The organism is Microbacterium sp. AK031, from assembly GCF_024807145.1.
Classification (GTDB): domain Bacteria; phylum Actinomycetota; class Actinomycetes; order Actinomycetales; family Microbacteriaceae; genus Microbacterium.
In genome coordinates this window covers 546,795-558,527 of record NZ_JANUCA010000002.1, presented here as the reverse complement: position 1 = coordinate 558,527, position 11,733 = coordinate 546,795, and the positions used below count along the sequence as shown (strand labels likewise).

The 11,733-nt window shown below is 67.5% G+C and carries 12 protein-coding genes; 3 read left to right on the top strand and 9 right to left on the bottom strand.

What is annotated here, in order from left to right:
* Nucleotides 1–226: 226 nt before the first annotated feature.
* Nucleotides 227–1,597, bottom strand: coding sequence for an MFS transporter (locus tag HDC95_RS08020; protein WP_259062824.1), 1,371 nt, complete (start codon nucleotides 1,595–1,597; stop codon nucleotides 227–229).
* A gap of 76 nt (nucleotides 1,598–1,673) precedes the next feature.
* On the opposite strand from HDC95_RS08020, the gene HDC95_RS08015 reads away from it, so the two are divergent.
* The gene (locus HDC95_RS08015; RefSeq protein ID WP_259062822.1) at nucleotides 1,674–2,063 is read left to right on the top strand and encodes a hypothetical protein; all 390 of its coding nucleotides are present in this window, start codon (nucleotides 1,674–1,676) and stop codon (nucleotides 2,061–2,063) included.
* Nucleotides 2,064–2,090: 27 nt separating this feature from the next.
* On the opposite strand, the gene HDC95_RS08010 is transcribed toward HDC95_RS08015, so the two are convergent.
* Nucleotides 2,091–2,930, bottom strand: a complete 840-nt coding sequence (locus HDC95_RS08010) for a serine protein kinase RIO (protein WP_259062820.1) — start codon at nucleotides 2,928–2,930, stop codon at nucleotides 2,091–2,093.
* 274 nt (nucleotides 2,931–3,204) lie between these two features.
* On the opposite strand from HDC95_RS08010, the gene HDC95_RS08005 reads away from it, so the two are divergent.
* Nucleotides 3,205–4,395, top strand: a complete 1,191-nt coding sequence (locus HDC95_RS08005) for an MFS transporter (protein ID WP_259062817.1) — start codon at nucleotides 3,205–3,207, stop codon at nucleotides 4,393–4,395.
* Nucleotides 4,396–4,458: 63 nt separating this feature from the next.
* Here the strand turns inward: HDC95_RS08005 and HDC95_RS08000 are convergent, their stop codons facing one another.
* The 7 genes from HDC95_RS08000 to HDC95_RS07970 are packed head-to-tail and all read right to left on the bottom strand — an operon-like array spanning nucleotide 4,459 to nucleotide 11,112.
* Entirely contained in the window at nucleotides 4,459–5,367 is a 909-nt protein-coding gene (locus HDC95_RS08000; RefSeq protein WP_259062815.1) for a helix-turn-helix transcriptional regulator, read from the bottom strand.
* Nucleotides 5,368–5,395: 28 nt separating this feature from the next.
* Nucleotides 5,396–6,166, bottom strand: a complete 771-nt coding sequence (locus tag HDC95_RS07995) for an ABC transporter ATP-binding protein (RefSeq protein ID WP_259062813.1) — start codon at nucleotides 6,164–6,166, stop codon at nucleotides 5,396–5,398.
* Nucleotides 6,163–6,981 carry an ABC transporter ATP-binding protein gene (locus HDC95_RS07990; protein ID WP_259062812.1) on the bottom strand — a complete coding sequence of 273 codons (819 nt, stop codon included), beginning with the start codon at nucleotides 6,979–6,981 and terminating at the stop codon, nucleotides 6,163–6,165. The genes HDC95_RS07995 and HDC95_RS07990 overlap by 4 nt, the downstream gene beginning before the upstream one ends.
* On the bottom strand, nucleotides 6,978–7,856 hold the full coding sequence (locus tag HDC95_RS07985; protein ID WP_259062811.1) for an ABC transporter permease: 879 nt from the start codon (nucleotides 7,854–7,856) through the stop codon (nucleotides 6,978–6,980). Before HDC95_RS07985 ends, HDC95_RS07990 begins: the two co-directional genes overlap by 4 nt.
* Nucleotides 7,853–8,815 carry an ABC transporter permease gene (locus tag HDC95_RS07980; protein ID WP_259062848.1) on the bottom strand — a complete coding sequence of 321 codons (963 nt, stop codon included), beginning with the start codon at nucleotides 8,813–8,815 and terminating at the stop codon, nucleotides 7,853–7,855. The genes HDC95_RS07985 and HDC95_RS07980 overlap by 4 nt, the downstream gene beginning before the upstream one ends.
* A 59-nt stretch (nucleotides 8,816–8,874) precedes the next feature.
* Nucleotides 8,875–10,362 (bottom strand): ABC transporter substrate-binding protein, encoded by a 1,488-nt coding sequence (locus tag HDC95_RS07975; protein ID WP_259062810.1) that lies wholly within the window; start codon nucleotides 10,360–10,362, stop codon nucleotides 8,875–8,877.
* A 30-nt stretch (nucleotides 10,363–10,392) separates the two neighbouring features.
* Nucleotides 10,393–11,112, bottom strand: a complete 720-nt coding sequence (locus tag HDC95_RS07970) for a DUF1684 domain-containing protein (protein ID WP_259062809.1) — start codon at nucleotides 11,110–11,112, stop codon at nucleotides 10,393–10,395.
* A gap of 173 nt (nucleotides 11,113–11,285) precedes the next feature.
* Here HDC95_RS07970 and HDC95_RS07965 point away from each other — a divergent pair, with 173 nt between their 5' ends.
* Nucleotides 11,286–11,714, top strand: a complete 429-nt coding sequence (locus tag HDC95_RS07965) for a hypothetical protein (RefSeq protein ID WP_259062808.1) — start codon at nucleotides 11,286–11,288, stop codon at nucleotides 11,712–11,714.
* Nucleotides 11,715–11,733 lie beyond the last annotated feature (19 nt).

Genomic DNA, 11,733 nt, shown 5'->3' with positions numbered 1-11,733 from the left:
CTGCGGTTCTGGTTCGAGAAGGGCTCGGACCTCTCCACACACACGCCCGAGGACCTGCGCCGGGTCGCTGCGACGCTGAATCGTCGACCCCGACCGACTCTCGAGCTACAGACTCCAGCCAACCGACTCAACGAGCTACTACTCGCCGCATGACCCCGGCGTTGCTCCCACCACTTGACATTGCCGCGGAATGACCGGCACTTTCCTCCTTTGAGCGGCCTGAGCGCTACTCGATGACGGCCTGCTTGGCTTTCACGGGGATCATCAGCACCAGTCCGACGAGCAGCACGAGCACGATGCCGAGGATGCCGAGGCGGGTGTCGCCGCTGAGGCCGACGAACAGGGCGAACAGGGTGGGTGCCAGGAACGACACGGCGCGACCCGTGGTCGCATACAGGCCGAAGATCTCGCCCTCGCGGCCTTCCGGTGTGATGCGTGCCAGCATCGACCGGCTCGCCGACTGCACGGGCCCGACGAACATGCACAGGATGAGTCCGGCGATCCAGAAGCCCAGCTGCGCATCGCCGATGAACAACACGGCGGTGCCGGCCACGACCAGCCCGACGAGTGAGGTCATGATCACCCGCTTTGGCCCGAATGCATCATCCAGGCGGCCCGCGAGGATCGTGCTGATACCCGCGACGACGTTGGCCGCCACGGCGAAGTAGAGCACCTGCGAACTGGAGAACCCGAAGACCTGTGCGGCGATGATCGCGCCGAAGGTGAAGACGCCGGCCAGTCCGTCGCGGAACACGGCGCTGGCAACCAGGAACATCAGCACCTGACGGTTGCCGTGCCAGAGCTTCGAGATCGTGCCGGCGAGCACGGCGTAGGAGCGGAAGAACCCGACGCGGTTCTGCGATTCGCGCGCCGGGATCTCCGGGACGCGCAGTAGCACGGGAATCGCGAAAGCGCCGAACCAGATGGCTGAGGCGAGCACGGCGAGCCGGATGTGCAGGCCGCCGTCGGTGGTGATACCGAGCGGACCGGGGCTGGAGACCAAGCCGATGAAGCCGACGAGCAGGATGACCAGCAGCACGATCCCGCCGACGTAGCCCATTCCCCACCCGAAGCCCGACACGCGGCCCATGTTCTCCTTCGTGGAGACCTGCACGAGCATGGCGTTGTAGTTCACTCCGGCGAACTCGAAGAAGACGTTGCCGACGGCGAGCAGCGTCGCACCGAGGATGAGGTACTCGGGAGCGCCGACGACAAAGACCATCGCGGCCATGGCGAGCACGACGAGGCCCGTGTTGATGCCGAGCCAGAGTTTGCGTCGCCCTGTGCCGTCGGAACGCTGGCCGAGCACAGGAGCGAGGACGGCGATGAGAACCCCGGCGATGGCGAGTGCCCAGCCGACCAGGCTGGCGTTCCCGGCGAGTGCGGCGACGAGCGCCGGGTCCTTCGCGTCACCGGCCGCCGCGGCCACGATCTCGGGGTCGACGAACAGCTGACTCGCGAGGAATGTGCTGAAAACGAAGGTCGTGACGACAGCGTTGAATGCGGCGGATCCCCAGTCCCACAGGGCCCAGGCGAGGACGCCGCGGCTGCGAGAGGGGCGTTCGTGGCCGTCGGCCGTCGGTGCGGAAGCGCTCATGCTCGAAGTCTGGCGGGATCCGGTGAACGAGAGGTAGCGGCGCGCCGCTCTGGCAGGCCGCGAGTAGTGTCGACGCATGCCGCGGCGCCCTGGTCGGCGCGGCATGCTCAAGGAGGATGGCGATCCGGAAGCCCTGGGCTTCTTCGGCTGTGAGCGCGACCTCGAAGACGAGGTGATCGCGGCGGCCGGCCCGGATCTCGTGCTGGACACGCTCGCCGAGCGCGGCGAACTCAGGCGGTTCCGGATGTTCCAGACGCAGCCGGCGCAGCGCACCCGCACCATCGAGGCGCAGCTGCGCCGTTTCGCCGGCACCGCTGCGGGACGCAAAGCGAGAATCGCGGCCGACATCATCGACGCACTCCCCGTCGAGAGCATGCCGAGGCCGCTCGTCGCCCTGCTCGAAGAGGTGCTCCGATTTCCAGAACCGGACGAGCCTGCGAACGCGTCGAGGCGTGCGCGGGCATAGTCCTCCGTAAGTGCGAGATCGACATCCTCAGGTGTACGAAGAAGCCATCAATTCGGCGAACAAATCCTCTGCATCGCACTCGACTCGGTGTCTGATGAACCAGTCGCACACGTTCACGCAGTCTCGGTGCAGCAGATCGAGCCCCTGCGGGTTCGCGATGATGTCGACGATCTGCGGCAGATCGATCACCCGCACACGCCCGTCGTGCACGAGGAGGTTGTAAGGCGAAAGGTCACCGTGCGCGAAGCCGGCAGCCGCGAAGATACGCATGATGTCGACGATCTGAGTGAAGTAGTCCGCGAGGACGCGACGGTCGCCGCGCTCCTGTGCGAGTCGAGGAGCGGCGGTCGCATCGGTGCCGATGAACTCCATCAGCAACTCGGTGCCGTTGACCTGCACGGGATACGGCACCGGGGCGCCGAGGTCCCACATCCGGCATAGCGCGTTGAACTCGGCGAACGACCACTCGGCGGCGGCGACCCCGCGTCCGAACGACGACTTCTTCGCGAGAGCTCGTCCGTCGCGCGAATTCTGCACACGGCGGCCTTCGGTGTACACCGCCGACCGATGGAAGGAGCGATGCTCCTCGCTGCGATACCGCTTCGCCGCCAGCAGCGTGCGCTGCGTCGGATCATCGGGGACGGCACGTTCGATCAGGAACACGTCGGCCTCCTTGCCGGTCTTGAGGATGCCGAGCTCGGTGTCGAGCGCGCCGGCAGACGTCACGACCCACGCCGGCCACGGCTGCGGTCCGCGTTCGGACGGGGTGATCGCCGGCCACGTGGACCAGCGTTGGTCGTCGCCAGGATCGACGTCGGCGAAGGAGAGAGAAGAGGATGCGTCGAATGACGCGAATGGTTCAGCCACGGTGGTTGCTCCGGAAGGGAGACCACACGCTGATCAGGAGCGGGTGGCCTCGAGGGGAAGGATGTCGGCGAGAGGCGCGACAAAGACGTTGGACATCTGAGGCTCCTTCCGCTCGTTTCTTCCCGGGCAGATCCCGGTACCCTCCGACATTACCGCGAGGGTGCGGGTGTGTCACGTGATGTGCCGAATCCAGGAGTCCCGACCGCGGACGAATGGTCGGATGCCGCGGACGCCCGGTCGGGTGCGGCATCCGCGCGCCTGTCAGCATGGGACGATGACAACGACCGCGCCCGTACCCATCAACGTCTCCGCCCCTGCCGAGCGGATCCGTTACGGCGCTCTCGTCGTAATGATGCTGCTGAGCTTCCTGCTCGTCACGGCGGAATTCCTGCCCAACGGCATGCTCACCGAGATGGCGGACGCGCTCGGCGTCACCCCCGGCCAGGCAGGGCAGACCGTCACGGTCACCGCGCTCGTCGGCCTCCTCGTCGCGCCGACCGTCGGCATGGTGTTCCCAAGAATCGACCGCAGAACTCTGCTGGTATGGATGGCGCTCGCCGCTGCGGCATCGAACCTCATCGTCGCGATCTCGCCGAATCTGATCATCGTCCTCATCGCCCGCTTCCTGCTCGGTGCGGCACTCAGCACCTTCTGGTCGATGTCGATCACGGTCGCGGTGCGGATCGCCGGACCGGAACGACTCGGACGCGCCGTGATGTTCACCTCCGCGGGCACCTCGCTCGCAACCGTCGCCGGCGTCCCGGTCGGCGTCATGCTGAGCCAGATCATGGACTGGCGCGGGGTGTTCGCGCTCGCGGGCGTCGTCACCGGCCTTCTCGCGGTGGCGCTGCGCACCATGCTGCCGCCCGTGCCCGCAGCGCAGACATCGAGCTTCGCGCTGCTCGCCGACACGATCCGGCGCCCCGGCATCGGGCTGGGCCTGACCGGACACGTCCTCGTCGTGCTCGGTCACTTCCTCGCCTACACGTACGTCCGTCTCGCGCTCGAGCGGATTCCGGAAGTCGACGCCGGCACGATCGTCGTGCTGCTGGCGGTGTTCGGCGTCGGCGGCCTGATCGGAAACCTCACGATCGGGCTGATCATCGACCGCTCGTTCCGGCTGTTCGCCGTGCTCGCCCCCGCTGTGATCGCGGTCGCGGTGGCCGCGACGATCCTGCTGTCCGGTTCGGTGCTCGGCGTCGCGATCGCCGTGTTCGTCTGGGGCTTCTTCTTCGCATCGTGGCTGATCGTGGTCAACACCTGGGTCGGGCACCGGATGCCCGATCGCCTCGAAGCCGGCGGCAGCCTCGTCGTGGTCGGATTCCAGGCCGCTATCATGGTCGCCGCCGGCGTGGGAGGGGTACTCGTCGACAGCATCGGCGTGGAACCCTCGTACGGCCTCGGCGCTGCCGCGCTCGTCGTGGGAGCTGTGCTGTTCGGACTCTCGAACCGCGTGCGCGGCTGAGCTCCGCGCTTCGGCACCCGGCCTCCGAGGCTCGCCGTCGTACGGCTGTGACCGGCCCGAGTACTAGGCCGGCACGCCTGCGCGCTGCGCCCGCCATGCCGACGGGGTCATCCCGACGTGGCGGCGGAACGCGCGGCTGAAGCCCTCATCCGAGGAGTAGCCGAGCTCTCTCGCCGTCTCCGACACGGTGCGTCCGGCGGCGAGCAGCGACCTCGCGGCATCCATTCGCACGTCGGTGACATAGCTCGCCGGAGACCGGCCGATCACGGAGCGAAAACGCTCGGCGAACACCGAGCGCGACATCGCTCCGACGCCGGCGAGCGAGTCGACCGTCCAATCGCGTCCTGGCGCCTGATGAATCGCGGTGAGTACCCGGTCGAGGAAGGGATCGCGCGTCCGCGCCGCCCATTCGTCGGGAGCGCAGCCGTTCTCCGCCCATGCGCGGATCACCGAGAGCAGCACGGTGGTCGCCATCATGCGGCAGATCACGGGGTCGCCGTACCGCTTGTTCGGATCGGCGGGAGTATCGAGCCCCAGTTGCGCGGCCAGAGCGGCGGCCGCGGGCTCGAGTGCGGCGAACTCACTGACCACCGCAAAACCTGGCACCATGTGCAGCGACGTCGGGTCGGTGAGCTGCAGTTCGCCGACGACGAGAGTGGCGCCGTCCGGCGCGTCGAGTATGACCGAGCGATCACCCAGCGTGAGCAGTGCTCCGCCGGCGCCGAGCTCTTCGCGCGTGCTCGGCTGCCTGACGCTGATGGTCTGGGTGTTCCGGTCGATGCCGAGGGTGCAGCCGCTGGAGAGCGGCGGATGGCCGCGCACAACGCCCGCGACCACGTGCACGAAGCTCACGACGCCATCGGTGAGCGGGAGCGCTCCGGATGCCGGCAGCTCGACGCGGCGCGTGCCCCCGGAGAGCACATTCACGCTCGAGAGCACGCGCTCAAGTGTCGCCTGATCGATCGTCGCCATGGTGGTGGCAACGATCCGGCGGCGGAGCCTATTCCGCGGAGGGCGAAGACGGCAGGCGTGGGATCGCCGACACGAGCGTGCGGGCGTAGCCGGTCTGCGGGTCGTGCAGCACATCGCCGGTCGATCCGGCTTCGACCACGCGGCCATGCTGCAGTACGACGGTCCGTTCGCAGAGCGCGGCGACGGCGCTCAGGTCGTGGGAGACCATGATGAGTGCGAGTCCCGTCTCGCGGCGGAGCGCCTGCAGCAGCTCGATCACCTGGATGCGGGTGGTGACATCCAGCGCGCTCACCGGCTCGTCGGCGAGCAGCAAGCGAGGCTTCGACACGACGGCGCGCGCGATCGCGATGCGCTGCCGCTGGCCGCCGGAGAACTCGTGCGGGTATCGCCGCAGCACATCGGCATCGAGGCCGACGGCGGCGACGGCATCCATCACTGACCGACGTGCCTCGTCACCGCTCGCGATGCCGAGCGAGCGCAGGGGCTCTGCGACGATCCGATCGATGCGCTGACGGGGATCGAGAGAGGAGTACGGATCCTGGAACACGGTCTGCACGTACGCGCGGAATCGCCGCATGAGGCGACGATCGCGGCGGTCGAGCGGCGCGCCGTCGAAGAGCACGCTGCCTGTGCGGGGTGTGGCGAGTCCGAGCAGCAGCGACAGGATCGTGGACTTGCCGGCGCCGGACTCTCCGACGAGGCCGACGGCTTCGCCTGCGGAGACGCTGAGGGAGACGTCGTCGACCACGGTGCGGTGGCCGTAGGCGAATCCCGCGCCCTGCAGTTCCAGAATGCTCATCGGCTCACCTCCCCGTCCACAGGTGGGGAGGCAGGCGTGTCGAGCGCGGAATCCAGAGCGCGCGCACTCGCGACCAGCGCAGCCGTATAGGGATCGTGCGGTTCGCCGACGATCTGATCCACTGTGCCCTGCTCGACCGCCCGACCGCCGCGCATCACGACGACTCGGTCGGTCATGCGGCTCACGACGGCGAGGTCATGGCTGATGAACATGAGCGCCATGTCTCGTTGGGCCACGAGGCGGTCGAGCAGAGTGAGGATCTCATCCTGCACAGTCACATCGAGCGCGGTGGTCGGCTCGTCGGCGATCAGCAGTTTCGGCCGCGCGGCGAGGGCGATCGCGGTGGCGACGCGCTGCCGCTGCCCGCCGGACAACTCGTGCGGGAACGCCTTCGCGAACCGGGGATCGGGCAGCGAGACGTCTCCGAGAGCCGCGTGCACGGCATGCTGCAGCGATACTCCGCGCAGACCGAGATGGCGGCGCATCGGCTCGGCGATCTGCCGCCCGACGCGCATGAGCGGATCGAGCGCGGTCAGCGGCTCCTGGAACAGGATGCCGGCCACCGGACCGCGCAGCGGACGAAGCCCACGGTCCGGGGTGCCGATGACCTGCGTGCCGTCTAGCAGCACCGATCCGGAGGCGGTGAGCGCATCTGCCAGGAGCCCCGTGACCGCGAGGGAGGTCACGGACTTTCCCGAGCCGGATTCGCCGATCACGCCGACGCGCTCGCCCGGCGCGATCGTGAACGACACGTCGTCGACCAGCCGCTGCTGCCCGGCCGAGACGGTGAGGCCGGAGACGTCGAGAAGCCTCATCGCTGCCTCCTGCGGGTGGGATCGACGAAATCGCGCAGGCCGTCGGCGACGAAGTTCACGCCCAGCACGAGTGTGACCAGCGCGATGCCTGGTGCGATGGCTCCGAACGGGGCCGCGAGCACCGTGCCCTGTGCCTCCTGCAGCAGACGGCCCCATGAGGCGTTGGGCGGCGGAGCACCGAGGCCGAGGTACGACAGGCTCGCCTCGGCCAGCACCGCGGCGCCGAACTGGAGAGCGAGGTTCACACCGAGCGTGGGCGCGATGTTCGGCAGCACGTGGAACAGGACGATGCCGTGCCAGCGCGTGCCGCTCGTGCGCGCCGCGGTGATGAACTGCTCCTGCAGCACGCGACGGGTGAGGATGCGGGTGAGCCTGGCGACGACGGCGGACATGGCGAGTCCGATCGCGAGGATCGCCGACCACAGGGAGGCGCCCTGCACGGCGACGACGAGCATCGCCAGCAGCAGTACGGGGAAGGCGATCACGACATCGAGCGTGGCGGAGAGCGAATCGTCGACCCACGGCTTGGCGAACGCGGCGACGAGGCCGATGAGCACACCGAGCACGGCAGCGAGGGCGACGGAGCCGATCCCGACGAGCAACGCGATGCGTGCGCCGATCATGAGCTGCGTGAACAGGTCGCGACCGAGCTTGTCGGTGCCGAGCAGGTGCTCGAGGCTGGGTGCTTCCAACCGCCCGCCGCTGATGTCGGAGGGCGGGTACGGCAGCCACACGAGCGAGACGATGGCGAGCAGCACGACGACGCCGGTCAGAGAGAGTCCGAGCACGAGGGTCGCGTGACGGCCGATGCGGCGCCGGGGCGCGGCATCCTCCAACTGCTGTTCGACGTGCTGTTCCACAAAGCTGGTGCTCATCGGTTTCCTGCCACGCTGCCGCGCAACCGCGGATCGATCAGTCGCTGGCCGATGTCGGCGACGAAGCCGACGAGCAGCACGAAGAGGGTGCTCACCACGAGCACGCCCTGGATGTTCGCGAAGTCGTGCTGTGCTATCCCGGTCAGGAGCATGCTGCCGAGGCCGGGAAGCGAGAAGACACTCTCGACCACGACCGCCCCGAGCAGGGTGGTCGACAGTTCGATGCCGAGGATGGCGACCACTGGCACGGCGCCGTTGCGCAGCCCATGCCGAAGCAGCGCTTCGCCGAGACCGGAGCCGCTGGCTCTCGCGGTGCGCAGATAGTCGCTGCCCAACACATCGAGTGTTGCCGCGCGCACGTAGCGGGCGAGCGAGGCACTCATGACGAGAGCGATCGTGATGACCGGCAGGGCGAGGGCGCGCAGCGCCTCGCCCGGATCCTCCCAGTCCTCGCGAGGGAAGCCACCGGAGGGAAGGATGCCGAGACCGAGGGCGAAGATCCAGACCAGGATGATGCCGACCCAGAACACCGGGACAGCGATGCCGAGCTGCGAGAATCCGGAGAGCACCGATCCGTACCAGCGGTCGGACTTGACGGCGGCAGTGATGCCGACGACGACCGAGATGACCAGAGCCAGCGCGAATGCGAGGAGCGTCAGCGGGAGGGTGATCAGAAGGCGGGATGCGATCTCCGGCGCGACCGGGAGTGTGCTGATGTACGAGTCGCCGAGGTCGAAGCGCAGCATCTGCCCCGCCCAGATGAAGAACTGCTGCGCGAGGGGCTGGTCAGATCCGACCTGCGCCCGCGCTGCGGCGATCTGCTCCGGCGTGGCATCCACCGACAGCAGCGCGTTCGCTGGGTCACCGGGCAGCAGCCGCAGCAGCACGAAGATCACGATCATGGCGACGACGAGCGACACCACCAGGAACGCGAAGCGACGGAGGAGATAGGGGAGCATGAGCACGAGGAATCAGTGTGTGGGGCCGCTGTCCAGGGCCCGCACACACTGCGAGCGGATCAGGACTTGACGATGTCGTAGGCGAAGAACTGCGAATTCAGGCCATTGACAGGGTATCCGGTGACGTCAGCCGAGGCGACGACGATCTGCGGGTAGAGGTAGAGCCAGACGCTCGCGGCATCCTCGGCGATCTGACGATTCACCTTCTTGAGCAGCTCGGTCTGCTCCTCCGGTGTGGCCGCCTGCTCGGCTTCCGCGACCCACTGCTGCACGTCGGCATTGTCATAGCCCCAGTAGAAGTCGGGGTTGCCGTACCAGACGACATCGCGGTCGTTGACGTGCTCCTGCAGTGTCGCTTCGAAGTCGCGTTCCTTGAACACCTTCGTGTACCACTCGTCGGCGCTGATGGTGTTGATGTTCACCGTGATGCCGACCTCGGCGAGCTGCGACTGCAGGAACTCCGCGACGGCGGGGTGCGGGTCGTAGCTGGGGGTGTCGAGGGTGAACTCGAAGCCATCAGGGAAGCCCGCCTCGGCGAGCTGCTGCTTCGCGAGGTCGACGTCGTAGGGGTTAACGTCGGTGAGGTCTTCGTACCAGGGGTCGGTCGGCGGCACCATCGATCCGATGAGCGTGCCGTAGTCGGCCCAGATCGAGTTCAGCAGCTTCTTCGTGTCGACCGCCGAGTAGATCGCCTTGCGCACGAGCGGGTCGTTGAAGGGCGCGACGCGGTCGTTGAAAGCGAGCAGCTCCTTGGTCGTCGAGGTTCCTTCGCTGATCGTGTACGAGTCGTTGTCGAACTGCTCCAGGGCGTCGGGGCTCTGGATGCTCGTGATCAGGTCGATCTCGCCGGTGAGGAGCGCGTTGTTCTGCGCTGTCGCGTCGGTGTAGTAGTTGAAGACGACCTCGCCGTTCTTGGCGGCCTCACCCCAGTAGTCGTCCCAGCGGGTGAGGGTCAGGGTGCTGCCCTGCTTCCACTCGTCGAGCGTGTACGGTCCGGTGCCGTCTTCGGTCGTGGTGAGATCGGTCGCCTCGCCGTTGACGATCCAGATGTACGCGAGGTTGTACAGGAACGAGATCGACGGCTCGGAGAGCGTGAAGACCACGGTCGCCTCGTCCGGTGTCTCGATGCCGGAGATCACAGCGAAGGCCGAGGCGCGGGCCGACTGCGAGTCCTCAGCCGTGACGGCCTCGACGCTGGCCTTCACATCTGCCGAAGTGAGGGCCTTGCCGGAGTGGAACGTCACGTCGTCGCGCAAAGTGACCGTGTAGGTGAGCCCGTCTTCGCTCTTCTCGGCATCCGTCGCGAGCAGCGGCTCGACTTCGCCGTCATCCGTGAGCCGGTACAGGCCCTCGTAGACATTGCCGTTGAAGGCCTCGGTGACACCCTGCCCGCCGCCCTGCGTGTTGCTGAGGTTCTGCGGTTCGTAGAGCGAGCCGATGTGGATGCCGGCGTCCTCTTCGGCCGTCTCGCTTCCGCTCGAGGAGCAGCCGGCGAGGACGAGTGCCGAGACGGCGATGGCCGCGACGAGCGCGAGTGGACTTCTCAAAGGGTTCTCCTGGGCGTGTTCGGTAGTGAGTCAGAGCGCGGCGTAGATGTCGAAGTCGCCCTGGAAGACGACGTTCTTCTCTCCGGCGCGGATCGGCTCGGTGAAGCGGTTCTGCGGCGGCGGCATCGGGCAGTTGTACTGCGCCGAGAAGCCGCATGGCGGCACGAAGGCGCGGTTGAAATCGAGGATGACAGTGCCCGCGGAGCCGAACTCGGCGGCACCTCGCGGCACGAAGAGGAAGCGTCCGGCCCCATACGTCTCCGTGCCGTTCGTGGCATCGCCGAAGACGAGCAGCAGCGAACCGGCGTCGTCGAACGCGGCGAGCCGGTGCTCGACGCCGCCCAGGGTGAAGGTGATGTCGCCGGGCACGACCAGTTCGCGAGAGCCGCCGTTGTCGCGGATGTGCTCGAACGGCACGGTGCGGTCGGTGTCGACCGGTGTGAACTGCGCCTCGATCACCCAATCCGGGTCGTACTCGTACGTGTCGATGTGGTCGAATGCCCTGATGGCCGGTGACTCGGCGTCCCAGATCCGCAGGCCGTACTCGGCCTCGCCTGTCGTGAGGTCCTTGCGCTCGAGTGCTGTCACGGTGACGGAGGCTGAGGCCTGTTCAGCGGCGAGGTCGGGCCGCTCGGATCCGGTCCAACGCGTCTCGATGAGTGCGAGATTGCCGGTCCGCGCCGTCACGGCATCGCGCCGCTCGGCGCGCCAGCGCGTGTGTTCTTCGGACGTGGTCAGAGATGTCGACATGGCTCTTCGATGGTAGGAGATCGGGTGGTGGCGTGCAGACAACGGCGTCACGGTGGGCAACAGGGCATTGCCTCGGGGAGAACGCGGGTCTTCTCGCCTCTGTCCCCAACGCCGGAGGGCGCGGGACTATTCCGGCGGGATGCGCGACCGACGCTTTGGCTACGTTCAAGACCATGGTCACGATCGCGCTCATCGCCGCTGCCGTCCTCATCGCGGCGCTCGGCGCCGCGCATTCGATCCTCGGTGAGAAGTACATCATCGGCTGGCTGCTGACGCACGACCTTCCCCGCTTGTTCGGAGGCACGTCCTTCACAGCCGGGACGATCCGGTTCGCCTGGCACCGCACGACGGTTCTCTTCGTGGGTCTAGCCGGTGTGCTCCTCGCCATTGCGCTGGGCGCGCCTACGTCGACCGTGCTCGTGGGTGATCGGATCCACCTTCATCGTGAGCGCCGTGCTTCCGATCTGGTTCACGCGGGCACGGCACTTATCGTGGGTCGTCCTGCTGGTGGCGGGCGGGCTGTGCTTATGGGGCGCCGTCGGCTTCTAGCGTCAGAGTTCCGTGTGACCGCACCGAAGCGCTCAAGTCCCGCAGGGAGATAGCGCATAACCCGGACGCGTA